Raw genomic sequence first — 26618 nt, forward strand, 5'->3', positions numbered from 1 at the left:
TCGTCTTCGACATCACGTAAACGCACGAGGAGCACCATGGCACACGAGGACGACGCACTCGAGCACGAGAGGGCTTCCTGGAAGCCCGCCTCGGGGCTCGCCGTCGCGGTTCCCGACGCCGTACAGAACCCCGGCCTTCCCGGCCACCGTCAGCGCATGACCGACCAGGATCCGCAGGCGATGAAGCGTGCGGTCCGCACGGTCTACACGCTGTTCTACTTCTCGGTCGCGGCGAGCATCTGGGCGAGCATCGCCTACATGATCTTCCCGATCGAGTCGGGCGCGCTGATCGACATCCGCTACAACAACCTCTTCATCGGGCTCGGCATCGCGTTCGCGCTGCTCGCGATCGGCATCGGCACCATTCACTGGGGCAAGTCGGTCATGTCCGACAAGGAGTACATCGAGGACCGTCACGCCACCCGTGGTCGCGACGAGGTCCGCGAGGGCGCGATCAACGTCTTCGAAGAGGCGAACAAGGATTCCGGCTTCGGACGTCGCGAGATCATCCGCAACTCGCTGTTCGCCGCGCTGGCCGCCTCGGTCATCCCCGGCATCACCCTGTTCCGCGGCCTCGCGCCGCAGGACCAGGACCCGGTGAAGCTCCTCAGCCACACCATGTGGAAAGAGGGCATGCGCCTGACGCACGACCCCTCGGGACGCCCGATCCGCGCCGCCGACGTTACGCTCGGCTCCGCCTTCCACGTGATCCCCGAAGAACTCGCGGGACTCGGCCACGACGAGGGCTACCTCGAAGAGAAGGCCAAGGCGATCGTCCTGCTCATGCGCATGCAGCCCGAGCAACTCAACCCCGAGACCAACAACCTGGACTGGTCGTACGACGGCATCATCGCGTACTCGAAGGTCTGCACCCACGTCGGTTGCCCCGTCGCGCTCTACGAGCAGCAGACCCACCACCTCCTGTGCCCCTGCCACCAGTCGCAGTTCGACGTCGCCAACGGTGCGGCCGTCATCTTCGGCCCGGCCGCCCGTCCCCTGCCGCAGCTCCCCATCACCGTCGACGCCGAGGGCTACCTCGTCGCGCAGAGTGACTTCCACGAGCCCGTCGGCCCCAGCTTCTGGGAGCGCTCATGAGCATCGGTACCCATCCCACCGAGAACGTCACCACGGAACCCGCGGTCCACGCGGGCCCGCCGGCGACGACTGCACGCGACGGCAAGCCGCTCGGCGGTCGTTTTGTCGGCTCCGTCGCGAACTACATGGACGAGCGCACGAGCATGTCGGGCATCGTCAAGGAGCTCGGCCGCAAGGTCTTCCCCGACCACTGGTCGTTCATGCTCGGCGAGATCGCGCTGTGGAGTTTCGTGGTCGTGCTGCTCTCTGGCACGTTCCTGACGTTCTTCTTCCAGGCGTCCATGGTCGAGACGCACTACAACGGCGCATACGAGCCCATGCGCGGCATCGCGATGTCGGCCGCGATGGAGTCGGCCCTGCACATCTCCTTCGACTTGCGCGGCGGCCTGCTCGTCCGACAGATCCACCACTGGGCCGCCCTCGTGTTCGTCGCCGGTATCGGCGTCCACATGCTCCGCGTCTTCTTCACCGGTGCGTTCCGCAAGCCCCGCGAGCTCAACTGGGTGGTCGGCTTCATCCTCTTCATCCTCGCGATGGCCGAGGGCTTCACCGGCTACTCGCTCCCCGACGACCTGCTCTCCGGTAACGGTCTGCGCATCATCGACGGCATGATCAAGGGTCTACCGATCATCGGCACCTGGACCTCGTTCCTGCTCTTCGGCGGCGAGTTCCCCGGTACCGCGATCGTCGGACGCCTGTACACGCTGCACATCCTCCTGCTGCCCGCTATCCTCGTGGCGCTGCTCGCCGTGCACCTCATGCTGATGATCATCAACAAGCACACGCAGTTCGCCGGGCCCGCCCGCACGAACAGCAACGTCGTGGGCTACCCGATGCTCCCGGTGTACGCCTCCAAGATGGGTGGCTTCTTCTTCATCACGTTCGGTGTGATCGTTCTGATCGCCGCGCTCGTGACGATCAACCCGATCTGGAACTACGGTCCGTACGACCCGTCCCCGGTGTCCGCCGGTACGCAGCCCGACTGGTACATCGGCTTCGCCGACGGCATGCTCCGTCTGATCCCGCCGCACCTCGAGTTCGTGCTCTGGGACCACACCTTCTCGTGGAACATCATCATCCCCGTCGGCGTCCTGGGTCTCTTCATCGTCCTCGTGCTGGTGTACCCCTTCATCGAGGCGTGGGTGACCGGCGACAAGCGCGAGCACCACATCGCCCAGCGTCCGCGCAACGCCGCGACGCGCACGGCGATCGGTGCTGCGGGTGTGACGTTCTACGCCGTGATGTGGGCCGCCGCCTCGTCGGACATCGTGGCGACGCACTTCCACCTCACGATGGAAGGTGTCATCCACGTCCTGCAGGCCCTGCTGATCCTGGGCCCGATCCTCGCCTACTTCGTCACGAAGCGCATCTGCATCGCGCTGCAGAAGAAGGACCGCGAGATCGCGCTCCACGGCTACGAGTCGGGCCGCATCGTCCGCCTGCCCGGTGGCGAGTACATCGAGGTCCACCAGCCGGTCGACGAGTACGAGCGCTGGAAGCTGGTCGACAACGAGACGTACGAGCCTCTCGTCGTCCGTCCCAACGCCAACGGTGAGATCCCCTGGTACGAGAACGTCCGTGGTGCGGTGTCGCGCTGGTTCTTCGAGGACCGGCTCGCTCCCCTCACTCAGGCCGAGCTCGACGCCGCGGTCGCCCACCAGCACCACGAGCTCGACCACATCGACCACGAGGAGGCCGACGAGATCGCCGGCGCCAACGCTCGTGCTGATGAGGACGGTCGCCCCCGCAACGCGGTCGGTGAGCGCGCCGAGGTCGAGATCCCGGCTCCCAAGGGACTCGAAGAGCGCAACCGCCCGAACGGCGACAAGAGCGAGTAATCGCCCGTCGACGAAACCCCGGTGCTTCGGCACCGGGGTTTCGCGTTTCCCGGGCCGGCGAGCCGTCACGACGGCGCCGAAGAGTGCGCGCGGAGTAAGCGCCGCGCGACTTGCCCGCTCCCCCAGCCACGCCATCTGGCAGAGAAGCGCGGGGGCATGGCATCCTCTCTCTTTCCGCGTGCCGGACGCGTCTCTAGCGTGAGAGGCATGACCGATGCCGTGGACTACTTCTCTCGCCGTCTCGCCTTCGAGACCGACCCCAGCGATGTCTACGCCGCGCAGAGGGCCGGAGACGACCTGGTGCTCGTCGACGTGCGCGGAGACGACGCATGGGCGCAGGGACGCGTCTCGGGCGCCGTCCACATGCCCTACCGGGAGATCGCCGAACGAGCTCCTCGCGAGATCCCGGCCGGCACGCCGGTGGTCGTCTACTGCTGGAGCCCGGGCTGCAACGCCGGGCAGAAGGGCGCGCTCGCGTTCGCGCGGCTGGGATACGACGTCCGAGAGATGATCGGCGGATACGAGTACTGGGTGCGCGAGGGCCAACCCACCGAGAACGACGAGGGGCTCCGCGAGCGGGTCTTCGACCCGACCGTCATGGTGGTCCGCTCTTGAGCCTCGGGAGCGCCCCCACCTGGGGTTAGGCTTCGGGCATGCAGCATTCCCCTCTCGAACCGTTCGCCTCCGGATTCGTGGAGCGACCGGACGGTGCCCGAGTGTACTGGGAGACCTCGGGCAACCCCCGCGGGCGACCAGCGTTGTATCTGCACGGCGGCCCCGGCGGCGGCCTCGGCGCAGGAGGGTATCGGCGGCGCTTCGACCCCGACCTTCACCTCATCGTCGGAATCGACCAACGCGGGTGCGGGCGGAGCGAACCCTGGGCCGCCGACGACCTGTCGAGCCTGCGCCATCAGACGATGGACGACCTGCTCGCCGACATCGAGGCGGTGCGGACGCACCTCGGCGTCGACCGGTGGCTTCTGCACGGAGTCTCGTGGGGTTCGACCCTGGCACTCGCGTACGCGCTCGAGCATCCCGACCGTGTCACGGAAATCGTCAATCTTGCCGTCACGACGGGTGCCCGCTGGGAGATCGACTGGATCACCGACGGCATCGCGCCGGTGTTCCCCGAGGCCCACGCACGCCTCCGCGCGCCTCTGCGCGACGACGAGCGCACGATCGAGGGATACGCCCGACTGCTCACCGACGACTCCCCCGCCGTGCGCCGGCGGGCCGGAGACGACTGGGACGCCTGGGAGGTCGCCCACGTTTCGCTCGGTCCCCTCGCCAAGCCTGGCCCCCTGCACGCCGAGCCGCGGAACCGCCTGAACTTCGCCACCCTCGCGACGCACTACTGGGCGAACGACTGCTTCCTCCCCGGTACCGCGTCGATCATGTCCCGCGCGCCCGAGCTCGAAGGAATCCCCGGCGTGCTCGTGCACGGTCGACGCGACATCAGCGGACCGTCGCTGATCCCCTGGCGCCTGCATCGCGCCTGGCCCGGATCCCGTCTCGAGATCGTTGAGGGGGACGGCCACGGCGGCCCGCGTAGCGCGCAGATCGCTCAGGATGCCATGGACGACTTCGCCCGATCCGCTCGGTGACGCTGAGCCGGCGTCGGCGGATGAGATCGGATGACGCCGAGCGTCCGACGAGTCAGGCTGTTTCGACGTCCTCGGCGAACCATCGGGCTGCCGAGCCGAAGAACACGGGGTGCGTTCCCGCGGTCTCGTCATCGTCGACGACGTCGCAGACCACGACGGTGACGTTGTCGCGCGTGCCGGCCTCGAGGGCCAGCGCCACGGCAGCGGCTGCCGCCGATCGAGGATCCGCCGCCTCGGCCACGAGACGGGCCACATCAGCCTCGGGGACGTAGTCGGTCAGACCGTCGCTGCAGAGCACCCATCGATCGCCGGTCACCGGAGGCCGTTCGGCGACCGAGACGACGTCACCCTCGGCCCCGCCGAGCGAGGCCGTGATGATGTTGCGCCGCGGGTGCGCCTGAGCGGCCTCGGGGGCAATGATGCCGTGGTCGACGAGCGCCTGCACGTACGAGTCGTCACGCGTCTCTCGCGTGAACTCGCCGTCGCGGAGCAGATAGGCCCGCGAATCCCCGGTGTGGGCGAGCAGGAGCTCACCGCTCACGCTGAGGAAGATCCCGGTGAACGTCGTCGCCATGCCCTGCAGTGCAGGATCGCGCTCGACGTGGGCACGGATGTCCCAGTTCGCTTCGCGGATGCGGACCAGAAGGCCGTCGGCATCCATTCCGCCCCCTCGTGTCGCCACGAGACGGTGAAGCAGGGCGGCGGAGGCGAGGTCCCCGGAGGGCCCTCCCCCGACGCCATCGGCCACCGCCGCACCCCAGGACGCCGCGAAAGCGGCGTCCTGGTTCGTGGGACGGTGGGAGCCGGCGTCGGAGACGGCGGCCGCATTCAGCCGGATGGGCACGGGGTCAGCGCGCGAAGTACCCGCGGTAGTACTCGTACACCCAACCGACGATCGCGATGACGAACACCGCGAAGCCGACGGGGACGAGCCAGCTGCCGACCGCGAGACCGATCACCGCGATCGCAGCGGAAGCCGCGAGCACGATGGGCCACCACGACCACGGGCTGAACTCGCCCATCTCGGGGTCGCCGTCGTCGATGTCAGCCGTCAGCGTGTCTTCGGGCAGGTCACCGCGCTGCGCCTTCATGACGCGCGAGATGTAGAACGCGATCATCGACGACATGAGGCCGAGGAAGACGAGCGCGACACTGCCGACCCACTCGACTCCACCGTGCTGGATAAGGCTCCAGACGGTGTAGACGGCGGCGATCAGGAAGCCGAAGACGGCCAGCAGCCACCAGAGTCCAACGTTGGTACGCATTCTTACTTGACCTCTCCGGCCGCAGAGTCGACCACGGGCGCCTCAGGGGCGTCCTTCGCAGGCCCCACACCGACCGGGATGCCGGCCTCGGGGTGGTTCAGGTCGAAGGCGGGACGCTCGCTGCGGATACGCGGGATCGAGGTGAAGTTGTGGCGCGGCGGCGGGCACGAGGTGGCCCACTCCAGCGAGGCACCGTAGCCCCACGGGTCGTCGACCGTGACGCGCGGAGCCTTGCGAGCGGTGATCCAGACGTTCAGGAGGAACGGGATCATCGAGGCGCCGAGGATCATCGAGCCCACGGTGGACAGCTGGTTCTCCCAGGTCCATCCGTCCGCGGCGGCGTAGTCGGCGTACCGGCGGACCATGCCGTCGACACCCAACCAGTGCTGGATGAGGAACGTCATGTGGAAGCCGATGAACAGCATCCAGAAGTGCACCATGCCGAGACGCTCGTTGAGCATCTTTCCGGTCCACTTGGGCCACCAGAAGTAGAAGCCGGCAAACATCGCGAACACCACGGTGCCGAACACGACGTAGTGGAAGTGCGCCACGACGAAGTACGAGTCGGACAGGTGGAAGTCGAGCGGGGGCGACGCCAGGATGACGCCGGTCAGACCACCGAAGACGAACGACACGAGGAAGCCGAGGGCGAAGACCATGGGTGTCTCGAACGTGACAGAACCTCGCCAGAGCGTTCCGATCCAGTTGAAGATCTTCACGCCCGTCGGGACGGCGATCAGCATCGTCATGAGGGCGAAGAACGGGAGCAGCACACCGCCGGTGACGTACATGTGGTGCGCCCACACCGCGACCGAGAGGGCCGCGATGGCGATGGTCGCGTACACGAGCGTCTTGTAACCGAAGATCGGCTTACGGCTGAACACCGGGAAGATCTCGGACACGATGCCGAAGAACGGCAGCGCGATGATGTACACCTCGGGGTGGCCGAAGAACCAGAAGAGGTGCTGCCAGAGGAGCACGCCACCGTTCTCGGGGCTGTAGATGTGAGCGCCGAGCACGCGGTCGGCGGCGGCGGCGAAGATCGCTGCGGCCAGCACGGGGAACGCGAGCAGGATCAGGATGCTCGTGATGAGCGTGTTCCACGAGAAGATCGGCATGCGCCACATCGTCATACCGGGGGCGCGCATCGTGAGCACCGTGGTGATGAAGTTGACCGCACCGAGGATCGTTCCGAAACCGCTGATGCCGAGACCGAGCATCCAGAGGTTTCCGCCCACGCCCGGCGAGAAGCTGGCGTTGGCGAGCGGCTGATACGCGAACCACCCGAAGCCGGCCGCACCCTGCGGGGTGAGGAAGCCCGAGACGGCGATGGTCGAGCCGAAGAGGAACAGCCAGAACGCGAAGGCGTTCAGACGCGGGAACGCCACGTCGGGCGCGCCGATCTGCAGCGGCAGCAGCGCGTTGGCGAAGCCGGCGAACAGCGGCGTCGCGAACATGAGCAGCATGATCGTGCCGTGCATCGTGAACAGCTGGTTGTACTGCTCTTTGGTCGGGATGATCTGCATACCCGGCTCGAACAGCTCGGCGCGGATGATCAGCGCCATGACACCACCGAGCATAAAGAACATGACGGAGGCGATCAGGTACATGTACCCGATGGTCTTGTGGTCGGTGGAGGTGATCCACTTGACGACCAGGTTGCCCTTCTGCTCGACACGCGTGGTGCTCAGCAGTGCGGCTTGACGCGGCGGGAGAGTCGTCGGGCGCGAAGGGCCCGTCCCCTGGAGCGGAAGCGTCGTGGCCATGATCACTCGTTCCCTTCGGTACCGGCCGTCGTCAGGTTCTGCAGACGCGACAGGTCGCTGATGTCACCCACGTCGCCGGCACGGCGCAGCGAGTCGAGGTAGTTGTTGTACTCGTCTTCGCTGACGACCTTGACGTTGAAGAGCATGGCGGAGTGGTACTCACCGCAGAGCTCCGCGCACTTGCCCTCGTACGTGCCTTCACGGGTGGGCGTGAACGACCACTCGTTGTCGCGACCGATGTACATGTCTTTCTTGTAGAGGAAGTCGATGATCCAGAAGGAGTGGATGACGTCGCGTGAGCGGAGGTCGATCTTCACCGTCTTGTTCACCGGCAGGTACAGCGTCGGGACATCCTGGAGGTCGTAACCGTCGGACGTGGCCTTGGCCTGCACACCCATGGAGTACACGGCGTCGGAGTTGTCTTCCTTCGTGCCGTTGTACTGGAAGTCCCACGCCCATTGCTTGCCGTAGGCGGTGATGGAGACGTCGGGGTTGTCGTACTGCGTCTCGAGCGTGTTCTGATCACGCGCCGTGAAGGCGAAGAAGCCCACGACGAGGATCAGCGGCACGACCGTGTAGAAGATCTCGACCGGCATGTTGTATCGCAGCTGGACCGGCAGACCGGACTGGCCCTTGCGGCGGCGGTACGCGATGACCGACCAGAGCATGAGGCCCCAGGTGATGACACCCACCGCGAGGAGCACGATCCACGAGTTGACCCAGAGCCCTGCGACCATGTCGGTGTGGTTCGTGGCGGCCGGGCCGTCATCGACGAAGCCGGGCAGGAAGCCGTGGAGCTGGGTCGTGGTGCAGCCGGAGAGGAGCGCTACGGAGGCGATGCCGAGGGGAAGCGCTGCCCAGCGAAGGCGACGTTTGGAGGGCACAATGCACCTTTCCGGGTCGTGGATGTTGCTCTGACAGTCTAGAGCAACCTCTCACCGTTCTCAGGCCATTCGTCCAGTGCCGAGACATCGAGAACCCCCGGATTCCGCGGTGTGATCCGGGATTCCGGGGGCTCTCGACGTGGCGCCGGAGAACGGCGTCAGGGGGTCAGTGGAAGCTGTCTCCGCACGCGCAGGAACCCTGGGCGTTCGGGTTGTCGATCGTGAAGCCCTGCTCCGAGATCGTGTCCTTGAAGTCGATGTTCGCGCCGTCGAGGTACGGGACGCTCATGTCATCGACGATCACCTCGACGCCGTCGAAGTCGACGACTTTGTCACCGTCAAGGTAACGCTCGTCGAAGTACAGCTGGTAGATGAGGCCGGAGCAGCCGCCGGGCTGGACGGCGACGCGCAGGCGCAGGTCGTCGCGACCCTCCTGCGACAGCAGGCTCTTCACCTTGTCGGAGGCGGCCGCGGTCAGGCCGACGCCGTGCTCGCGGGTCTCGGCGGAGGACGACAGTGTGGTGTCGGTCATGGCGATGCCCTTCGGGTTGTTCGGTCGCGGGGACGAGTCGAGTCTACGCCCGTCCCGCCCCCGCGGCCCCGATCAGTGCGTCCGCGCGTTGAGGCGGGCCAGCAGCAGCGCCTCCGAGACGAGCGCATTGCGGAAGGTCTCGAGGTGCAGCGACTCGTTCGGGCTGTGCGCCCGCGCGTGCGGATCTTCGACCCCGGTCACGAGGATCTGCGCCTCGGGGAACTCGCGGACGAGGTCCGAGATGAACGGGATCGATCCCCCGATGCCGACGTCGACCGAGTCGACCCCGTATCCGTCCGCGAAGGAGGCACGAGCCTCTTCGACGGCCCATCCGCTGGTGTCGACCAGGAAGGAGTCGCCGCAGTCGACGTCGGTGAACTCGAGCTGCGCGCCGAAGGGGGCATGCGCACGCAGGTGCGCCTCGACCGCGGCGAAGGCCTCCTGCGCGTCCTGCCCGGGAGCGACCCGCGCGCTGATGACGACGCTCGTCTGCGGGGAGAGGGTGTTGGATGCCGCCTCGACCGGGGTGGCATCCCATCCGGTGATCGTGATGGACGGCTTGTTCCAGATGCGGCTGAGGATCGAGTCGCGGCCGATCGGGCTCACGCCCTCGAGGAGGCCGGACTCCGCGCGCAGCGTCGCCTCGTCGTAGTCCGGGGTCTCGGCGTCGCGCACGGCGAGGCCCTCGACCGCGACGGCGCCGTCGTCGTCCCACAGGGTCGCGAGGAGCTTGACGGTGGCGAGCATGGCATCCGGGACCGCTCCGCCCATCATCCCGGAGTGGGACGCGTGCTCGAGGGTGCGGACGGTCAGGGTGAAGCGTGCGTTTCCGCGGAGAGAGACGGTGAGGCCGGGGGTGCGCTCATCCCAGTTGCCCGAGTCGGCGACGACGATGACGTCCGAGCGGAGCACCTCGGCGTTGTCGGTGAGGAACTGGCCGAAGGAGCGCGAACCGTACTCCTCCTCCCCCTCGATGAAGACGGCGAGGCCGAGGTCGAGGTCGTCACCGATGACCTCGGACACGGCGCGGATGGCGCCCACGTGGGCCATGATGCCGGCCTTGTCGTCGGCGGCGCCCCGGCCGTAGAGACGCCCGTCGCGGACGGTCGGCTCGAACGGCGGCGACTCCCACAGCGCCTCGTCTCCCGGAGGCTGCACATCGTGGTGCGCGTACAGCAGCACGGTCGGGCGCCCGTTGCGGGCCGCACGCGTGGCGAGCACCGCGGGCTGGCCGAACTCATCGGTTCCGGGGATCGCGGCGCGCTTGACCTCGACCGCGTCGAAGACGCCGGTGCCCTCGAGGAGGGCGGCCACGGCGTCGGCGCTCTTCACGAGCGCGGACTGGTCGAAGGCCGGCCACGCGATCGAAGGGATGCGAACGAGGGAGCCGAGGTCGGAGAGGGCGGAGGGGATGCCGGCGTCCGCTGCTTTTTGCACAGCGTCCTGCTGGGACAGGTCGAGGGTCATGCGGGTAATCTTAAATCTCCCGATCAGCGAAGCACCGAGGTTTCCCGTGGCCAAGTCCCCCGCACCCGCACCCAACGACACCCCCGTCGAGCCGACGGAGCTCGGTTCGGGCAAGGGCCGCGCGACCCCGTCGCGCGCCGAGCAGGAGGCCGCCCGCAAGCGCCCCCTCGTGCCCGACACCAAAGAGGCCAAGGCCCGCGCGCGCGCCGAGCTCGCCGCTCAGCGCGAGAAGGCCCGCATCGGCATGGCCGCCGGCGAAGAGAAGTACCTGCCCGTCCGCGACCGCGGCCCGCAGCGCCGCTTCGCCCGCGACTTCGTCGACGCCGGCTGGCATCTCGGCGAGGGCGTGATGCCGTTCATGATCCTCGTCATCGTGGCGACGCTGATCCCCGTGTCGTTCTTCCAGTACTGGTCGTTCGTCGCGCTGTGGATCTTCATCCTCTTCGTCGTCGGCGACATGATCATCACCTCGATCCGCATCAAGCGGGCCGCCAGAGAGAAGTTCGGCGAAAGCCGACTCGAGAAGGGCCTCGGCTGGTACGCCGCGATGCGCACCGTCCAGATGCGCTTCATGCGCCTGCCGAAGGCCCAGGTCAAGCGCGGACAGTACCCGGTCTGACCCGGTCCCTCTTCGACGAAGCGGCGCGCCTTCGGGCGCGCCGCTTCTGCGTGGGCGCGACCGCGCGGCGGATCCTCAGCGGGCGCGCGCGAGACCGCGGTTGATCTGCCGGGCCCACAGCGGGCCGCGGTACAGGAACCCGGTGTACCCCTGCACGAGCGTCGCCCCGGCGGCGAGACGATCGCGGACGTCGTCGGCGGTCTCCACTCCCCCGGCCGAGATCACAACGAACTCCTCCGGCACCGCGGCGCGCACCAGGCGCAGCACCTCGGCGGCGCGGGCCTTGAGCGGCGCCCCCGACAGTCCACCGGCGCCCATCGCCTCGACCTTCGCGGCGTCGGTCGAGAGTCCCGTGCGCGCGATCGTCGTGTTGGTCGCGATGATCCCCGAGAGTCCGGCATCGACGGCGAGACGCGCGATGTCCTGCACCTCGGCGTCATCGAGGTCGGGAGCGATCTTCACGAGCAGGGGCGTGTCGCCCGCGGCATCCCGAACCTCCGTCAGTAACGGACGCAGCGTCTCGACCGCCTGCAGGCCGCGCAGACCGGGCGTGTTCGGCGAGGACACGTTGACGACGAGGTAGTCGGCGAGCGGAGCCAGCAGACGTGCACTGCGGACGTAGTCGGTCGTGGCGTCGTCGACGGCGACCACACGACTCTTGCCGATGTTCACGCCGATCACCGGGCGCCGACGGGCTCGTCGCAGGCGGCGCAGCTTCGCCGCGGCGGCGACCGCACCGTCGTTGTTGAAACCCATGCGGTTGATCACCGCGCGGTCGGCGACGAGCCGGAACAGGCGGGGCCGCGGGTTGCCGGGCTGCGCGAGCGCGGTGATCGTCCCCACCTCGACGTGACCGAAGCCGAGGGCGCCGAGGCCGCCGACCATCGTGACGTTCTTGTCGAAGCCCGCGGCGACGCCGAACGGCGAATCGAACGTCAGTCCCAGGGCATGCACGCGCTGCGCGGGCGTGGGCGCGGTGAAGCGACGGACGAGGGATGCCACCGGCTCCACGCCCGCGGCACGGATGACGAGTGCGCCGAGATGGTGCGCGAACTCGGGATCGAAGCGGGTCAGGACCGTACGGAAGAGAAGGGGATACATCCCCGCCAGGTTACTGGACCGGGTCGGACTCGCCGGTCTGCCCGGAGAAACGCTCCGCGTGATCGGCGCGCAGCTGCGCGATCGCGGCGTCGAAGTCGTCGAGCGAATCGAACGCCTGGTAGACGCTGGCGAAGCGCAGGTAGGCGACCTCGTCGAGCTCTCGCAGCGGGCCGAGGATTGACAGGCCGATCTCGTTCGCCTCGATCTGCGACGAGCCGGTCTGGCGGATGTTCTCTTCGACCTGCTGGGCGAGCACCGCCAGGTCGGCGTCGGTCACCGGTCGCCCCTGGCACGCCTTGCGGACGCCCGACATCACCTTCTCGCGACTGAACGGCTCGACGACCCCGGAGCGTTTGATCACGTTGAGACTCGCGGTCTCGACGGTCGAGAAGCGCCCCCCGCACTTCGGGCACTGGCGGCGGCGGCGGATGCTGAGGCCGTCGTCGCTGGTGCGCGAATCGATGACGCGGGAGTCCGGGTTGCGGCAGAAGGGACAGTGCATGACGCCGCCAGACTACGCGTCGAAGCGCGCGGTCACGGCCTCGCCGTGCGCGGGGAGCGCTTCGGCCTCGGCCAGGGTGACGATGGCGTCGCGCACCCGGGCGAGGGCCTCTCGGTCGTACTCGACGACCTGCTGCGGGCGCAGGAAGGTCGCCGCCGACAACCCCGCTCCGTACCGCGCCTGTCCCCCGGTCGGGAGCACGTGGTTGCTGCCGGCGAGGTAGTCGCCGAGGCTGACCGGCGTGTACGGGCCGACGAACACGGCCCCGGCGTTCACGAAATCCTCGGGACGCGGGTCGGCGAGGTGCAGCTCGAGATGCTCGGGGGCGTAGGCGTTGCTGAACGCGGTCGCCTGGGCGAGGTCGTCGACCAGGACGACCGCCGACTGCGGCCCGTGGAACGCCGCCGTCACGCGCTCGGTGTGGCGGGTCGCGGCGACGCGCTCGGGCAGTGCCGCCCGGACGGCCTCGGCCAGCTCGACGGAGTCGGTGACCAGCACGGCCGAGGCCTGCTCGTCGTGCTCGGCCTGGCTGACGAGATCGGCCGCGACGAGAGCGGGGGCCGCGCTGTCGTCGGCGACGACGAGGATCTCGGTCGCCCCGGCTTCGGAGTCGGTGCCGACGCGGCCGGCGACGGCGCGCTTGGCGGAGGCGACGAAGTTGTTGCCGGGCCCGGTCACGACGTCGACCGGGTCGAGCCCGATCTCGGCGACCCCGTAGGCGAAGGCGCCGATGGCTCCCGCTCCCCCCATCGCGTAGACCTCGGTGACACCCAGGAGCTTGGCGGCGGCGAGGATGACGGGGTGCACGCGGCCGCCGAACGCCGCCTGCGGCGGGGATGCGAGGGCGACCTCGCGCACACCCGCGACCTGCGCGGGCACGGTGTTCATCACCACGCTCGAGGGGTACACGGCCTTGCCACCCGGGACGTAGAGCCCGACGCGTCGCACCGGCTGCCACCGCTGCGTCACGCGCGCACCGTCGCCGAGTTCGGTGACGACCGGGGCGGGGACCTGGGCGGCGGATGCTTTGCGCACGCGCACGATCGCCTCGTCCAGAGCGGCACGGATGCCGGGATCGAGATCGCGCAGTGCCTCATCGAGGTGGTCCGCGGGCACGCGGAGAGCGTGGTCGCTCACCCGGTCGAAACGGGCGGCCTGCTCGCGAAGTGCTTCGTCGCCCCGGCGCGCGACGTCGTCGACGAGACGCGCCGCGGTGGCGAGGGCCTCGTCGCGCGCAGCGTCCGCCCGCGGGACGACGGCCAGGAGCTCGGCCGGCGAGAGCACGCGGCCGCGGAGATCGATCGTGCGAAGCATGTCTTCAAGGCTACCGGCGCCTGCGAGCCGCCTCGCGCGGGGCGGGCGGCTCGCAGGCTCTGCTCAGCCGCGCGTGACGCCGGAGACGTCGTGCAGGTAGCCGATGCGGCCGTCGTCGTGACGGACGACGAACGTCTCACCGCGATCCTCGATCACGAGCGCCCACGCCGTCGGCCCGATCCGGAAGATCGGCGTGCCGTAGTCGTCGACGATCTCGCGCTCCTCGGGAGCCAGCGCCCAGAACGCCTGCGCGTGCGGGTGGTCGTCGTGCGCGGCACGCTGCTCGGCCGTGGGCTCGTCGCCGGCCGGGGCAGCCCAGCGCGAGTGGTCGTCGTGACCGTCCGCGTCGTCACGATCGTCATCGGCGCGCAGCGGCGCGAAGACGTCGGTGTCGTTGGCGTCGGAGTGAGCGGAGAGCACGCTCGTCGCGGGCGCGGGGTCGTGCGCCAGGTCGGTCGAGCCGGTGTAGGTGCCGGGAGTGGGGGCATCCGCGTCGGCGTGGGCGCTCGAGTGGGCGGCGGCGGCACGCGTGGAGCCCGGGGTCGAGGGCGTGCGGGGCGTGCGCGGGCGCGCGACGACCGGGCGGATGGGTCGCGCGTTGCGATGAGCGGGGATTTCTTCACGGTCGCGGAAGTCGGCGGAGAACGGCGGGATGAAAGGCGCGAAGACCGTGAGGACCACACCCGCCAGCAGCAGGACGGCCTCGACCCAGATAACCCAGGAGCGCGTCCAGACGGTGTTCGAGGCGTAGACGGCGACGGCGTCCCACACCCACGAGACCCACACGAGGGCGGAGATCGTGAACGCGACCGAGGCGAACTGGTCGATGCCGAGCGATCCGACGCGGCGGATGCCCTGCGGGGAGAGGCGACGGAGTATCACCAGTCCCACGGCGACGGTCGGCAGGGCGATCGCGGGGATCCACCACAGGCCCGAGAGCCAGACGTTCGCCCCGCCGATCAGGACGCTCGAACCGGATTCGAGGATGTTGGTGCGGAAGAACGAGACGAGGAACGCCACGACCCAGATGCCGAGCAGGGCGACCTCGCGGACCGAGAACGGACCGACGCCGTAGTTCGGGCGGGCGTCGCGGCCGTCGACGACGGGACGGCTGCCCGTGTGGGCGTTGGCGTGCGCCGCGGCCGGAAGAGAGGCGCCGCGGGACCCGGCATCGACGGCGCCGGTGTCGTGGGCGAAGGTGTCGTCCGCGTCGGCGGCGCGGTCACCCGTGCCCTGTCGGCGGGCACCGGTGGTTTCGGAGGACGCGCTCTCGTCGGCACGGGAGCCGTCAAGGCGATCGGGGTCGGTGGGCGTGAAGCCGTCGTGGGGGGTCGAATCGGTCACGGTGGTCCTTTCGGAGGGCGGCAAGCGCCCGGTCATCCTAACCAGGGGGTGCCCAGAACGAGCTGGGGTTGAAACGCGCCGCGAGGGCGCGCGGGTCAACCGAGGCAGTTCGGGCCGAGGAGGCCCTTGAGCTCGCCGAACAGGTCGGCGGTCACGCGAACGGGCATCGGCACCTCGAACACCTTGGCGGTGCCGCCTTTGTGCAACTTGAGGACGACCTCGGTTGATCCGGAGTGACGTTGCAGCATCTGCGCGAGCTCGCCGACGAGCGCCTCGTTCGCGCGCTGCTCGGGAACGACGAGGGTGAGTCCGCCCGCGTCGTCGAGGCCCTCGAGATCGGGGGCGAAGGCGCTCTGGGCGTGCAGGTTGAGTCCGTCGTCGCGACGCGAAACGCGTCCGCGGACCACGAGGATCGAATCGCCCTGCAGGATCGGCGCGAATTCCGCGTAGGTCTTGCCCATGAACATCACGGTCACCTCGCCGTTGAAGTCCTCGACGGTGACCATGCCGTAGGGGTTTCCGCTCTGCTTCGCGACGCGGTGCTGCACACTCGTCAGCAGACCGGCGACCGTCACCTGGTCGCCGTCCTGCACGTCTTCGGAGGCGAGCAGGTCGTGGATCGAGGTGGACGCGTGCTTCGCGAGGGGCACCTCGAGACCGGCCAACGGGTGGTCGGACACGTAGAGGCCGAGCATCTCGCGCTCGAACGCCAGCTTGTCCTTCTTGGTCCACTCGGGCCGTTCAGGCACTTTGACGACCTGTTGGGGCTCGTCCCACAGCGAGTCGAAGTCGAAGCCGACCTCGCCGTTCGCCTCGCGCTTCTTGTCGATCACGGCGCCCTCGCAGGCGTCTTCGTGCACCTCGATGAGCGCCCGGCGCGTGGACCCGAGCGAATCGAACGCCCCCGCCTTGATCAGCGACTCGACGGTGCGCTTGTTCGCCGCGTGCGCGGGGACCTTCGCGAGGAAGTCGTGGAACGACGTGTATTTGGCCTCTTGCCGTGACGCCACGATTCCATCGACGACGTTGGTGCCCACGTTGCGGACGGCACCGAGGCCGAAGCGGATGTCTTCGCCGACGGCCGCGAAGTACCGGATCGACTCGTTGACGTCGGGCGGGAGCACTTTGATGCCCATGCGGCGGCACTCGTTGAGATAGACCGCCATCTTGTCCTTGGAATCCCCGACGCTCGTGAGCAGGGCGGCCATGTACTCGGCCGGGTAGTGCGCCTTGAGGTAGGCCGTCCAGTACGACACGAGCCCGTAGGCCGCGGTGTGCGCCTTGTTGAAGGCGTAGTCGGCGAATGACTCGAGCACCTTCCAGAGCGTCTGCTGCGCGACGTCGCCGAACCCGCGCTCGGTCATACCGCCGAAGAAGATCTCTTTCTGCTTGTCGAGCTCGCTCTTCTTCTTCTTACCCATCGCGCGGCGCAAGAGGTCGGCCTGACCGAGGGTGTACCCGGCGACGCGCTGGGCGACCGCCATCACCTGCTCCTGGTAGACGATCAGGCCGTAGGTGGTGTCGAGGATGTCGGCGAGCGGCTCTTCGAGTTCGGGGTGGATCGGCTCGATCTCTTGCTGCTTGTTCTTGCGCAGCGCGTAGTTGATGTGCGAGTTCACGCCCATCGGGCCGGGGCGGTAGAGCGCGAGCACCGCCGAGATGTCCTCGAAGTTGTCGGGGCGCATGAGGCGCAGCAGCGAGCGCATGGGCCCGCCGTCGAGCTGGAAGACTCCCAGCGTGTCGCCCCGGGCGAGCAGTTCGTAGGATGCCGCATCGTCGAGCGCGAGGTCTTCGAGCACGAGGGGGTGGCCGCGGTTGGCCTCGATGTTGTCGAGCGCGTCGTTGATGATCGTGAGGTTGCGCAGCCCCAGGAAGTCCATCTTGATGAGGCCGAGCGACTCGCACGCGGGGTAGTCGAACTGCGTGACGATCTGGCCGTCCTGCTCGCGGCGCATGATCGGGATGATGTCGATCAGCGGCTCGCTCGACATGATCACGCCGGCCGCGTGCACGCCCCACTGGCGCTTGAGGTTCTCAAGGCCCAACGCGGTGTCGAAGACCGTCTTCGCCTCGGCGTCGGTCTCGATGAGGGTGCGGAACTCGCTCGCCTCTTTGTAGCGCGGGTGCTCGGGGTTGAACATGCCGTCGAGCGGCATGTCCTTGCCCATCACGGCCGGGGGCATGGCCTTGGTGAGGCGGTCGCCCATGCTGAAGGGGAAGCCCAGCACGCGACCGGCGTCCTTCAGGGCCTGCTTGGCCTTGATCGTGCCGTAGGTCACGATCTGCGCGACGCGCTCGTCGCCGTACTTCTCGGTGACGTACTGGATGACCTCGCCGCGACGACGATCGTCGAAGTCGACGTCGAAGTCGGGCATGGAAACGCGGTCGGGGTTGAGGAACCGCTCGAAGATCAGGCCGTGCTGCAGGGGGTCGAGGTCGGTGATCTTCATCGCGTACGCGACCATCGACCCGGCACCCGAACCACGACCGGGACCCACGCGGATCCCGTTGTCCTTGGCCCAGTTGATGAAGTCGGCGACGACGAGGAAGTAGCCCGGGAATCCCATCTGCAGGATGACGTCGGTCTCGTACTCGGCCTGCTTGCGCACGGTGTCGGGGATGCCCCCGGGGTACCGGTCGTTGAGGCCGTTCTCGACCTCTTTGATCATCCAGCTGCCCTCGGTCTCGCCCTCGGGGACGGGGAACCGCGGCATGTAGTTGGCGGAGGTGTCGAACTCGACGTCGCAGCGCTCGGCGATCAGCAGCGTGTTGTCGCACGCCTCGGGGTGGTCGCGGAACACCTGGCGCATCTCGGCGGGCGACTTGACGTAGTAGCCGTCGCCGTCGAACTTGAAGCGCTTCGGGTCGTCGAGCGTCGAGCCCGACTGCACGCACAACAGGGCGGCGTGACTCGTCGCGTCGTGCTGGTGCGTGTAGTGGAGGTCGTTCGTGCCGAGCAACGGGATGCCGAGGTCTTTCGACAGCTTCAACAGGTCGCCCATGACGCGCCGCTCGATCGAGAGACCGTGGTCCATGATCTCGGCGAAGTAGTTGTCTTTGCCGAAGATGTCCTGGAACTCGGCGGCCGCGGCCCGGGCGGCCTCGTACTGTCCGAGGCGCAGGCGCGTCTGCACCTCGCCGGAGGGACACCCGGTCGTCGCGATCAGACCCTTGCTGTAGGTCTGCAGCAGTTCGCGGTCCATGCGGGGCTTGAAGTAGTAGCCCTCCATGCTCGCCTTGGACGACAGGCGGAAGAGGTTGTGCATGCCCTGCGTGGTCTCGGACAGCAGGGTCATGTGCGTGTACGCGCCCGAACCCGAGACGTCGTCGCTCTGCTGCTCGGGAGTACCCCAGCGGACACGGGTCTTGTCGGAACGGTGGGTTCCGGGGGTGACGTACGCCTCGATGCCGATGATCGGCTTGATGCCGGCGTCTTTCGCCGTCTTGTAGAACTCGTAGGCCGCGAACGTGTTGCCGTGGTCGGTCACGGCGATGGCCGGCATGCCTTGTTTGACGGCCTCTTGGACCATCGGACCGATGCGGGCCGCGCCATCGAGCATCGAATACTCGCTGTGCACGTGAAGGTGAACGAAGGAGTCAGCTGCCACGGGTCGAGTCTACGTTCGGCCTCCGACATCGACCGCTGAAGTTCGCAGCCCGCGCCCAGTTCGACGCGCCGACCCGGGCGCGTCGCCGGGTGGTGGCATCCCCTCCGCCGATCGTCGCGGAGGGGCGCTCTCAGGCCCCGTCGCCGAGCAGCTCGAGGGCGTGCGCCAGATCCGCCGGGTAGGGCGATTCGAACTCGACCCACTCCCCCGTGCCGGGGTGCGTGAACGCCAGCCGATGCGCGTGCAGCCACTGCCGCGTCAGCCCGAGGCGCGCGGACAGGGTCGGGTCCGCGCCGTACAGCGGGTCTCCGGCGCAGGGGTGCCGGTGCGCCGCCATGTGCACGCGGATCTGATGAGTGCGGCCGGTCTCGAGGTGGATCTCGAGCAGAGAGGCGCGAGGGAAGGCCTCGAGCGTCTCGTAGTGGGTCACCGAGTCCTTGCCGTCCGGGGTCACGGCGAACTTCCACGAGTGGTGCGGATGCCGCCCGATCGGCGCGTCGATGGTGCCGGCGAGCGGGTCCGGGTGCCCCTGCACGACAGCGTGGTAGATCTTGTCGACCTCGCGCTCCTTGAAGGCGCTCTTGAGCAGCGTGTACGCGCGCTCGGTCTTGGCGACCACCATGAGCCCGCTCGTCCCCGCGTCGAGGCGGTGCACGACGCCGCGCCGCTCGGCGGGGCCGCTCGTGGCAATGCGGAATCCGGCCGCGGCGAGGGCCCCGAGCACGGTCGGACCGTCCCACCCCACGGAGGGGTGCGCGGCGACACCCGCGGGCTTGTCGACCACGACGATGTCGTCGTCGTCGTGCACGATCCCGAGGTCGGGGACCGCGACCGGCACGATCTCGGGTTCGCGCTTGGGCTCCCACTCGACGTTCAGCCAGGTGCCGGCGCGCAGACGATCGGAGCGCCCGGCCACCCGACCGTCGACGCTCACCCCGCCCGCGTCGGCGACCTCGGCCGCGAACGTGCGGGAGAACCCGAGCATCTTGGCCAGACCCTGGTCGATACGCGTCCCGTCGAGCCCGTCGGGAACGGGCAGGCTCCGCGACTCCATGTCAGCGGGCGCCCGGGTCGACCGGAGCATCGACCGCGCCGTCGGCGGACTCCGCCGCGGCTCGGGACGCCTTGGTCTCGCGCGAGCCGTCGAGCTTCAGCCCGAACAGCACGAGGACCGCCACCGAGATCATCATCGTGACGATGAACATGTCGGCGACGTTGTAGATCGCGGGCATCATCCAGGGTGTCGAGATGAAGTCCACGACGTGCCCCACGGGGAAGCCGGGTTCGCGGATGAGGCGGTCGGTGAGGTTGCCCAGCACACCGCCGAGGAGCAGCCCCAGAACGACTGCCCACAGACGCGAACGCACGCGACGGACGCCGAGGTAGACGATCACGCACGCGACGACCGCGAGGGCGATCGTGAACACCCACGTGACGCCCTCGCCGAGCGAGAACGCCGCACCGGGGTTACGGACGAGATAGAACTGCAGGAAGTCGCCGATGATCGGGACCACGCGCTCCGAGGGGAGAGCGGCGATCGCGGCGTTCTTCGCAAACTGGTCGGCGGCCAGCACCAGCACCGCGAGAATCGCGATGGTGACGCCGGCCGCCGCCGAACGCAGAGGAGGTCGACTGCGCAAAGAGTCGGCCTACAGACCGATCGCCGACACCGGCGTCGAGCCCGAGGACGTCGCGGTGGTGTCGAGGTCGCGGAGCTGACCCTCGATGTACGAACGCAGCTGCGAGCGGTAGTCGCGCTCGAAGTTGCGCAGCTCGGTGATGCGACCCTCGAGCGTGGTGCGCTCCTTCTCGAGACGGGCGCGCTCTTCGCGGCCCTTCTGCTCGGCCTCGGCGACGATGGATGCCGCCTGGGCCTGCGCCTCGCCGATGAGCTGGTCGCGCTGGGCCTTACCCTCGGCGACGTGCTCGTCGTGCAGACGCTGCGCGAGCTCGATGATGCCGGCGCTCTGGGCGGCGGGCTCGGCGTCGCGCGACGGGGTGGAGGCGACGGGTGCCGGAGCGGGCGTCTCGGCGACGACCGGCTCTTCGACCTTGGGGGCCTCGGCGGGGGCTTCGGCGGCGGCCGGAGCGGCCTCGCCGGACTCGTACGCCGCGAGCTTGGTCTTCAGCTCTTCGTTCTCGGCGATCGTCTTGCGCCACTCGACGACGATCTCGTCGAGGAAGTCGTCGACCTCGTCGGGGTCGAAGCCCTCCTTGAAGCGCACGTGCTGGAACTGCTTGGTGACGACGTCATCGGGGGTCAGTGCCATGGTGTTTCCTCTTTCGAGAGCTCTGATGTCGGAACTGTGGGGGTGTCGCACCGGGGCGTACCGCTTCGGAACAGCATAGCCGCCGCCCTCCACCGGTGTCGAAGATCACGGGTGAAGAAGCGGCGGCGGGGCGTCACACGGCCGCGAGGGACCGCGTCACGCTCAACAGCATGAAGCAGACGAACATCACGATCGCGAAACCGAAATCGATCGCGATCCCCCCGATGCGCAGGGGGGGGATGAAGCGACGGATCAGCTTGATGGGCGGGTCCGTCACGGTGTAGACGATCTCTGCCAACACGAGGGTGACGCCGCGAGGGCGCCACTCCCGGTTGAACATCGGGATGTACTCGAGCACGAGGCGCGCGAGCAGCAGCACGATGAAGATGAACAGGACCGCACTGAGGATGGAGCCGACGAGGCTCAGAACGGCCACTGTTACTGGGACGCGAAGGGCGCAGCCTCGGGATCGGCCTGCGCGATCGCACCGTCGCCGGAGACGGCGATGTTCTCGGGCGAGAGCAGGAACACCTTGCTCGTCACCCGCTCGATGCGTCCGTACAGCCCGAGCGAGAGTCCGCTCGCGAAGTCGATCAGGCGACGCGCGTCGGCGTCGCTCATCTGCGACAGGTTGATGATGACCGGGATTCCCTCGCGGAAGTTCTCGGCGATCGTCTGCGCGTCGCGATACTGCTTGGGGTGCACCGTGAGGATCTCACTCACGGGTCCGGCCGCGGGCTGGCGCACCACGGCGGGACGGTGCAGGGGGGTCACCGGCGCGGCCTTCTCGAGGGGAGCAGCAGCTGTGGGCTGCTTGCGCGCGATGGGCTGCGGCGCCGTCTCCTCATAGGTCTCTTCCTCGTCGGCGAGGCCCAGGTACACCATCGTCTTCTTGAGGGGGTTCGACATCGCATCCTCCGTTCGCTCGTCTGGTCCGAGGCTAGTCGCGCGGGGGCCTCGGGCCCGTGATTGCGGAGCCGATCCGCAGGTGTGTCGCGCCCATTGCGATCGCCTCGGGGAAATCGCCGGTCATGCCCGCCGAGATCCACCGCGCGTCGGGGACGACGGAGCGCACCGCGTCGGCGCAACGGTGCAGTCGCTCGAACGCGCGAGCGGGTTCTTCGTCGAGCGGAGCGACGGCCATCACCCCGCGCAGCCGCAGGGTCGACAGCCCCGCCACGTGGGCGGCCAGTTCTTCGACGGCGTCGGGGACGACTCCCCCGCGACCGGGGTCGTCGGTGAGGTTCACCTGCACGAGGACGTCGAGGAGGTCGCCCTCGGCGCCGGCGGCGTGCAGCGCGTCCGCGATGCGGGCTCGGTCGACCGAGTGGACGGCATCCGCTCCCGCCCGCACCGCGCGCGCCTTGTTGGTCTGGGCCTGGCCGATGAAGTGCCAGGTGAGATCCGCGAGCCCGTCGAGCTCCGCGCGTTTGGCCGTGAGTTCCTGTTGCCGGTTCTCGCCCACGTGCCGGACTCCCAGCGCGTGCAGCTCGGTGACGAGGGATGCCGGGTGGAACTTCGTGACCACGATGCGGGTGATCTCGCCGGGGTCGCGGTTCGCGGCGCGGGCGGCGTCTCGGATGCGCTCGTCGACGGCGGCGAGTCGCTCGGCAAGGGCGGTGTCCATGCTGCTCCTTTGACGACGAGAGCGGGCCCGGTGGACACCGGACCCGCTCGTCGTACCGTTGGTTCTTACTTCAGGAAGTCGGGCACGTCGAGGTCGTCGTCGGCGTAGCCGCCGTCGTACGAGGTCTCGGGCACGCGGGCCGTGACGGGTGCCGGCTCGGGGCGACGCTCGGGAGCGCGCTCGGTCGCCGCCTTCTGCTCCTCGGCCGCGTCGAGGTCGCGGGCCACGTCGTCGGCGGGGATGACGGGTACGACGGGCGCAGAGACCGGGCGCTGGGCGCCGACCGCGTCGATCCGCAGCGAGGGCTCTCCCCCGTCGAAACCGGCGGCGATGACGGTGACCCGCACCTCGTCGCCGAGCGTGTCGTCGATGACCGTACCGAAGATGATGTTGGCCTCGGGGTGCGCGGCCTCCTTCACCAGCTGGGCGGCGTCGTTGATCTCGAAGATGCCGAGGTTCGAGCCACCCTGGATCGACAGCAGCACGCCGTGCGCACCCTCGATCGAGGCCTCGAGGAGCGGGGACTCGACGGCGAGCTCGGCGGCCTTGATCGCACGGTCGGCGCCGCGGGACGAGCCGATGCCCATGAGCGCGGAGCCGGCCCCCTGCATGACCGACTTGACGTCGGCGAAGTCGAGGTTGATGAGACCGGGGGTCGTGATGAGGTCGGTGATGCCCTGGACACCGGCGAGCAGCACCTGGTCGGCCGTGGCGAACGCCTCGATCATCGAGATGCCGCGGTCACTGATCTCGAGCAGGCGGTCGTTCGGGACGACGATGAGGGTGTCGACCTCTTCTTTCAGTCGCTGCACCCCGCCCTCGGCCTGGCTCTGGCGACGACGGCCCTCGAACGAGAAGGGCTTGGTCACGACACCGATGGTCAGGGCGCCGATCGACTTGGCGATCTTGGCGACGACGGGGGCGCCGCCGGTGCCGGTTCCGCCGCCCTCACCCGCGGTGACGAAGACCATGTCGGCGCCGCGGAGCGCCTCTTCGATCTCTTCGGCGTGATCCTCGGCGGCGCGACGGCCGACCTCGGGGTCGGCGCCGGCGCCGAGGCCGCGGGTGAGCTCACGACCGACGTCGAGCTTGACGTCGGCGTCGCTCATCAGCAGCGCCTGCGCGTCGGTGTTGATCGCGATGAACTCCACGCCACGAAGGCCGAGCTCGATCATGCGGTTGACGGCGTTGACGCCGCCCCCGCCCACACCGACGACCTTGATCACGGCGAGGTAGTTCTGGTTGTGGCTCATGCCGGCCTCCGTTTGTCCCCGAACCCGAAACTTTAAACCTCATGTTGAGGGTTAAAGAATTGCCCGGTATGCAATTCCTTAGCTCGAAGGTATGCGGCGGATCCGACCCCGCCCGCCCGACACGCGGCGTGTTGGAACATCGCCTCGAAGATCAGCGGACGACGCCCGCCTCGGGCGACGTCACGTCGTACTCCTTGGCCTTGTCCGGCGGGCTCTTCTGCATCAGGCGGTCGAGCACCACGGCCTTCTCGGCCGAGCGGTCGGCGCTCCCCCACACGACCTTCGACCCCGACGCGCCGAGCGTCAGCGTCACATCATCGGGCGTCGAGGCCGACACGGCCGTCACCTGCGCCCGCACGGCGTCCGGCAGGGAGCGCACCACGCGACCCGCGGCGCGGAAGGCCGCCGAATCCGTTCCGCCGGCGATGTCGAGCACGGGCTGACCGGCCGGGGCGTCGGGCGTCGTCGACAGCGCCACCCCGGCGGCATCCACCACCGTGAAACCCGCCGCGGACTGCATGGCGCCGATGGGGGTCCGCTCGACGATGCGCACCACGAGGTCGTGGGGCGGGCGCGCCTCGAGGGTGTACGACTCCACGAGCGGGAAGCGCACGAGCGCCGCCTTCACGGCGCTGTCGTCGACCATCGCGAGCGGGACGCCGACCTGGTCGCCCAGGGCGGCGGACACCGCCGCCGGGTCGAGCTGCGAGGTGCCGACCACATCGATTTTCTCGACGGCGAAGAGCGGGCTGTATGCCACGCCCGCCGTACCGAGGCCCATGACGAGGAACGCCGAGATCACACCGATCCAGATGTTCCGACGACGCCGCTGGCGCACCGTGAAGCGGCGCACCTCCGCGGAGAGCGCCCGCCGCCGGGCCCGCGAGGCCCGCCACACATCGCGCAGCCCCGCTCCCCCGGCATCCGGATCATCCGCGGCGAAGCCGCCGTCGAGCGGACGCTCGCGGGTGTGGACCACGGAGTTCGCGTCGACGGATGCCGTCTGCCGGGGCGTCGAAGCCCGAGCGGCCTTCGCGCGGCGAGCGGACTCCGGCGAGGACGGCAGGGGCGACGGCCGCTCCACGGTCAGACCGCCGCGGCCTCGGTGCGGGACAGCGCCTCGAGCACCTGGGGGATGATCTGGTAGACGTTGCCGCACCCGAGGGTGATGACGTAGTCACCCGGTCGGGCGATCCGAGCCGTGTAATCGGCCGCCGCCTGCCAGTCGGGGACGTAGTGCACGTGGGACGGATCGGCGAACGCGCCGCTGACGAGCTCTCCGGTGACCCCGGGCACCGGGTCTTCACGGGCCCCGTACACGTCGAGCATGACGGTGTGGTCGGCGTGCGACTCGAGCACCTCGGCGAACTCGCGGTACATCTCCTGCGTGCGCGAGTAGGTGTGGGGCTGCTGGATCGCGATGATGCGCCCCTCGCCCACGACGGTGCGGGCGGCCGAGAGCGCCGCGGCGACCTCGGTCGGGTGGTGCGCGTAGTCGTCGTACACGCTGACGCCCTGCTGCACGCCGTGCAGCTCGAAACGGCGAACGGTGCCGCCGAAGCCCTCGACCGCGCGCGCGGCGTCGGCGAGGGAGTGCCCGAGCACGCGCAGCACGGCGACCGCACCTGCGGCGTTGACGGCGTTATGGGCGCCGGGAACGCGCAGCTGCACGTCGACGCTTTCGCCGTCGGCGGTGAGAGTGAACGCGACGGGCCCGTCGGTACGGATGCCGCTGAGGCGGAGGTCGGCTGCGGCGTCCTCGCCGAACGTGACGACGTTCGCGTGGGTGATGCGCTCGCGCACGGAACGCGCGCCGGAGTCGTCGGCCGAGATCACGACGGCCTCGCGGGCGGCGTTCGCGAAACGGGCGAAGGCGGCGTCGAAGGCGTCGCGCGAGCCGTAGTGGTCGAGGTGGTCGGGGTCGACGTTGGTGATGAGCGCGACCGAGGTGTCGTAGAGCTCGAACGTGCCGTCGGACTCGTCGGCCTCGATCACGACGAGGTCGTCCGAGCCGGTGCCGCTGGACGCGCCCAGGTCGGCGATGACGCCGCCGTTGACGAACGTCGGGTCGACCTCGAGGGCGCGCAGGGCGGTCACGATCATGCCCGTCGAAGTGGTCTTGCCGTGGGCACCCGCGACCGAGACGAGGCGACGACCTCCGATGAGCCAGTGCAGCGCCTGCGAGCGGTGGATCACGTGCAGCCCGCGCTCTTTGGCGGTGACGAACTCGGGGTTCTCGGGCCAGATCGCACCCGTGTGGACGACGGTGTCGGCGTCGCCGAGGTGGGCGGCGTCGTGCCCGACGTGCACGGTCGCGCCGCGAGCGGCGAGGTCGCGCAGGGCGGCACTGTCGGAACGGTCGGAGCCGGAGACCCGAATACCGCGGTCGAGGAACATGCGGGCGAGTCCGGACATGCCCGATCCCCCCACGCCGATGAAGTGCGCGGAGGTGATGGTCTCGGGGATGGGGAGGCTCAGGTCGGGTCTGATCATGGCGTCTGCGAGTTTACGTCGCCGATCCTGCGCGTC

Annotated in this window: 25 protein-coding genes; 5 read left to right on the forward strand and 20 right to left on the reverse strand. The window is 68.8% G+C overall.

All coding sequences use genetic code 11. From position 1 onward, the window contains the following. Positions 1 to 36: 36 nt before the first annotated feature. The 4 genes from qcrA (at position 37) to QBE02_RS04165 (ending at position 4537) form a co-directional block, all read left to right on the forward strand. On the forward strand, positions 37 to 1095 hold the full coding sequence (qcrA, locus tag QBE02_RS04150) for a cytochrome bc1 complex Rieske iron-sulfur subunit (RefSeq protein WP_056227815.1): 1059 nt from the start codon (positions 37 to 39) through the stop codon (positions 1093 to 1095). Next, positions 1092 to 2933: a cytochrome bc1 complex cytochrome b subunit gene (gene qcrB, locus QBE02_RS04155; protein WP_431844581.1), complete on the forward strand. Its 1842-nt coding sequence runs from the start codon at positions 1092 to 1094 to the stop codon at positions 2931 to 2933. The genes qcrA and qcrB overlap by 4 nt, the downstream gene beginning before the upstream one ends. 207 nt (positions 2934 to 3140) lie before the next feature. After that, the gene (locus QBE02_RS04160; RefSeq protein ID WP_279367245.1) at positions 3141 to 3548 is read left to right on the forward strand and encodes a rhodanese-like domain-containing protein; all 408 of its coding nucleotides are present in this window, start codon (positions 3141 to 3143) and stop codon (positions 3546 to 3548) included. Positions 3549 to 3586: 38 nt separating this feature from the next. Continuing rightward, a complete protein-coding gene (locus QBE02_RS04165; protein ID WP_279367246.1) occupies positions 3587 to 4537 on the forward strand; it encodes an alpha/beta fold hydrolase in 951 nt (316 codons plus the stop codon). Positions 4538 to 4589: 52 nt separating this feature from the next. Here QBE02_RS04165 and QBE02_RS04170 read toward each other — a convergent pair whose 3' ends face one another. The 6 genes from QBE02_RS04170 to QBE02_RS04195 all read right to left on the reverse strand — a co-directional run bounded on the left by QBE02_RS04170 (position 4590) and on the right by QBE02_RS04195 (position 10451). Continuing rightward, positions 4590 to 5381 (reverse strand): PP2C family protein-serine/threonine phosphatase, encoded by a 792-nt coding sequence (locus tag QBE02_RS04170; protein WP_279367247.1) that lies wholly within the window; start codon positions 5379 to 5381, stop codon positions 4590 to 4592. A gap of 4 nt (positions 5382 to 5385) precedes the next feature. Further along, positions 5386 to 5802: a cytochrome c oxidase subunit 4 gene (locus tag QBE02_RS04175; RefSeq protein WP_056227799.1), complete on the reverse strand. Its 417-nt coding sequence runs from the start codon at positions 5800 to 5802 to the stop codon at positions 5386 to 5388. 2 nt (positions 5803 to 5804) lie between these two features. Further along, positions 5805 to 7568: an aa3-type cytochrome oxidase subunit I gene (gene ctaD / locus QBE02_RS04180; protein WP_056227796.1), complete on the reverse strand. Its 1764-nt coding sequence runs from the start codon at positions 7566 to 7568 to the stop codon at positions 5805 to 5807. A 2-nt stretch (positions 7569 to 7570) separates the two neighbouring features. Next, positions 7571 to 8452: an aa3-type cytochrome oxidase subunit II gene (gene ctaC, locus QBE02_RS04185; RefSeq protein ID WP_081349657.1), complete on the reverse strand. Its 882-nt coding sequence runs from the start codon at positions 8450 to 8452 to the stop codon at positions 7571 to 7573. A gap of 166 nt (positions 8453 to 8618) precedes the next feature. Further along, the gene (gene erpA / locus QBE02_RS04190) at positions 8619 to 8984 is read right to left on the reverse strand and encodes an iron-sulfur cluster insertion protein ErpA (protein WP_056227791.1); all 366 of its coding nucleotides are present in this window, start codon (positions 8982 to 8984) and stop codon (positions 8619 to 8621) included. Positions 8985 to 9056: 72 nt separating this feature from the next. Further along, positions 9057 to 10451: a dipeptidase gene (locus QBE02_RS04195; protein ID WP_279367248.1), complete on the reverse strand. Its 1395-nt coding sequence runs from the start codon at positions 10449 to 10451 to the stop codon at positions 9057 to 9059. Positions 10452 to 10497: 46 nt separating this feature from the next. On the opposite strand from QBE02_RS04195, the gene QBE02_RS04200 reads away from it, so the two are divergent. After that, on the forward strand, positions 10498 to 11070 hold the full coding sequence (locus QBE02_RS04200) for a DUF3043 domain-containing protein (protein WP_279367249.1): 573 nt from the start codon (positions 10498 to 10500) through the stop codon (positions 11068 to 11070). Between the two features lie 75 nt (positions 11071 to 11145). Here QBE02_RS04200 and QBE02_RS04205 read toward each other — a convergent pair whose 3' ends face one another. The 14 genes from QBE02_RS04205 to murC form a co-directional block, all read right to left on the reverse strand. Further along, positions 11146 to 12171, reverse strand: a complete 1026-nt coding sequence (locus QBE02_RS04205; RefSeq protein WP_279367250.1) for a quinone-dependent dihydroorotate dehydrogenase — start codon at positions 12169 to 12171, stop codon at positions 11146 to 11148. A gap of 10 nt (positions 12172 to 12181) precedes the next feature. After that, complete coding sequence (gene nrdR, locus QBE02_RS04210) at positions 12182 to 12673, reverse strand: transcriptional regulator NrdR (RefSeq protein WP_279367251.1); 492 nt, start codon at positions 12671 to 12673, stop codon at positions 12182 to 12184. 12 nt (positions 12674 to 12685) lie between these two features. Further along, positions 12686 to 13987 (reverse strand): histidinol dehydrogenase, encoded by a 1302-nt coding sequence (gene hisD / locus QBE02_RS04215; RefSeq protein ID WP_279367252.1) that lies wholly within the window; start codon positions 13985 to 13987, stop codon positions 12686 to 12688. Positions 13988 to 14050: 63 nt separating this feature from the next. Next, complete coding sequence (locus QBE02_RS04220) at positions 14051 to 15331, reverse strand: hypothetical protein (RefSeq protein WP_279367253.1); 1281 nt, start codon at positions 15329 to 15331, stop codon at positions 14051 to 14053. A gap of 95 nt (positions 15332 to 15426) precedes the next feature. Beyond that, on the reverse strand, positions 15427 to 18891 hold the full coding sequence (dnaE, locus tag QBE02_RS04225) for a DNA polymerase III subunit alpha (RefSeq protein WP_431844592.1): 3465 nt from the start codon (positions 18889 to 18891) through the stop codon (positions 15427 to 15429). Between the two features lie 178 nt (positions 18892 to 19069). Further along, entirely contained in the window at positions 19070 to 19993 is a 924-nt protein-coding gene (locus tag QBE02_RS04230; protein ID WP_056227766.1) for an RluA family pseudouridine synthase, read from the reverse strand. A 1-nt stretch (position 19994) separates the two neighbouring features. Continuing rightward, positions 19995 to 20579: a signal peptidase II gene (gene lspA / locus QBE02_RS04235; RefSeq protein WP_279367255.1), complete on the reverse strand. Its 585-nt coding sequence runs from the start codon at positions 20577 to 20579 to the stop codon at positions 19995 to 19997. A gap of 9 nt (positions 20580 to 20588) precedes the next feature. Then, positions 20589 to 21209 carry a DivIVA domain-containing protein gene (locus QBE02_RS04240; RefSeq protein WP_279367256.1) on the reverse strand — a complete coding sequence of 207 codons (621 nt, stop codon included), beginning with the start codon at positions 21207 to 21209 and terminating at the stop codon, positions 20589 to 20591. 133 nt (positions 21210 to 21342) lie between these two features. Continuing rightward, on the reverse strand, positions 21343 to 21645 hold the full coding sequence (locus QBE02_RS04245) for a YggT family protein (RefSeq protein ID WP_056227755.1): 303 nt from the start codon (positions 21643 to 21645) through the stop codon (positions 21343 to 21345). Between the two features lie 2 nt (positions 21646 to 21647). Then, on the reverse strand, positions 21648 to 22118 hold the full coding sequence (locus QBE02_RS04250; RefSeq protein WP_103210686.1) for a cell division protein SepF: 471 nt from the start codon (positions 22116 to 22118) through the stop codon (positions 21648 to 21650). 31 nt (positions 22119 to 22149) lie between these two features. After that, the gene (locus QBE02_RS04255; RefSeq protein WP_279367257.1) at positions 22150 to 22836 is read right to left on the reverse strand and encodes a YggS family pyridoxal phosphate-dependent enzyme; all 687 of its coding nucleotides are present in this window, start codon (positions 22834 to 22836) and stop codon (positions 22150 to 22152) included. A gap of 65 nt (positions 22837 to 22901) precedes the next feature. Further along, the gene (ftsZ, locus tag QBE02_RS04260) at positions 22902 to 24089 is read right to left on the reverse strand and encodes a cell division protein FtsZ (RefSeq protein WP_074694330.1); all 1188 of its coding nucleotides are present in this window, start codon (positions 24087 to 24089) and stop codon (positions 22902 to 22904) included. A 151-nt stretch (positions 24090 to 24240) separates the two neighbouring features. After that, positions 24241 to 25068: an FtsQ-type POTRA domain-containing protein gene (locus QBE02_RS04265; protein WP_279367258.1), complete on the reverse strand. Its 828-nt coding sequence runs from the start codon at positions 25066 to 25068 to the stop codon at positions 24241 to 24243. A 107-nt stretch (positions 25069 to 25175) separates the two neighbouring features. Continuing rightward, positions 25176 to 26582: a UDP-N-acetylmuramate--L-alanine ligase gene (gene murC / locus QBE02_RS04270; protein ID WP_279367259.1), complete on the reverse strand. Its 1407-nt coding sequence runs from the start codon at positions 26580 to 26582 to the stop codon at positions 25176 to 25178. Between the last annotated feature and the right edge of the window lie 36 nt (positions 26583 to 26618).

Source organism: Microbacterium testaceum (assembly GCF_029761935.1).
In the GTDB taxonomy this organism is placed as follows: domain Bacteria; phylum Actinomycetota; class Actinomycetes; order Actinomycetales; family Microbacteriaceae; genus Microbacterium; species Microbacterium testaceum_A.

Bases quoted from the DNA above. Each gene is read 5' to 3' on its own strand.
- QBE02_RS04175 (WP_056227799.1), bottom strand. From the start codon at position 5,802: ATGCGTACCAACGTTGGACTCTGGTGGCTGCTGGCCGTCTTCGGCTTC.
- murC (WP_279367259.1), bottom strand. From the start codon at position 26,582: ATGATCAGACCCGACCTGAGCCTCCCCATCCCCGAGACCATCACCTCC.
- ftsZ (WP_074694330.1), bottom strand. From the start codon at position 24,089: ATGAGCCACAACCAGAACTACCTCGCCGTGATCAAGGTCGTCGGTGTG.
- ctaD (WP_056227796.1), bottom strand. From the start codon at position 7,568: ATGGCCACGACGCTTCCGCTCCAGGGGACGGGCCCTTCGCGCCCGACG.
- QBE02_RS04255 (WP_279367257.1), bottom strand. From the start codon at position 22,836: ATGGACACCGCCCTTGCCGAGCGACTCGCCGCCGTCGACGAGCGCATC.
- erpA (WP_056227791.1), bottom strand. From the start codon at position 8,984: ATGACCGACACCACACTGTCGTCCTCCGCCGAGACCCGCGAGCACGGC.
- qcrA (WP_056227815.1), top strand. From the start codon at position 37: ATGGCACACGAGGACGACGCACTCGAGCACGAGAGGGCTTCCTGGAAG.
- hisD (WP_279367252.1), bottom strand. From the start codon at position 13,987: ATGCTTCGCACGATCGATCTCCGCGGCCGCGTGCTCTCGCCGGCCGAG.
- QBE02_RS04250 (WP_103210686.1), bottom strand. From the start codon at position 22,118: ATGTCGAACCCCCTCAAGAAGACGATGGTGTACCTGGGCCTCGCCGAC.
- QBE02_RS04195 (WP_279367248.1), bottom strand. From the start codon at position 10,451: ATGACCCTCGACCTGTCCCAGCAGGACGCTGTGCAAAAAGCAGCGGAC.
- nrdR (WP_279367251.1), bottom strand. From the start codon at position 12,673: ATGCACTGTCCCTTCTGCCGCAACCCGGACTCCCGCGTCATCGATTCG.
- qcrB (WP_431844581.1), top strand. From the start codon at position 1,092: ATGAGCATCGGTACCCATCCCACCGAGAACGTCACCACGGAACCCGCG.
- QBE02_RS04230 (WP_056227766.1), bottom strand. From the start codon at position 19,993: ATGGAGTCGCGGAGCCTGCCCGTTCCCGACGGGCTCGACGGGACGCGT.
- dnaE (WP_431844592.1), bottom strand. From the start codon at position 18,891: ATGCTCGATGGCGCGGCCCGCATCGGTCCGATGGTCCAAGAGGCCGTC.
- QBE02_RS04240 (WP_279367256.1), bottom strand. From the start codon at position 21,209: ATGGCACTGACCCCCGATGACGTCGTCACCAAGCAGTTCCAGCACGTG.
- QBE02_RS04160 (WP_279367245.1), top strand. From the start codon at position 3,141: ATGACCGATGCCGTGGACTACTTCTCTCGCCGTCTCGCCTTCGAGACC.
- QBE02_RS04165 (WP_279367246.1), top strand. From the start codon at position 3,587: ATGCAGCATTCCCCTCTCGAACCGTTCGCCTCCGGATTCGTGGAGCGA.
- QBE02_RS04205 (WP_279367250.1), bottom strand. From the start codon at position 12,171: ATGTATCCCCTTCTCTTCCGTACGGTCCTGACCCGCTTCGATCCCGAG.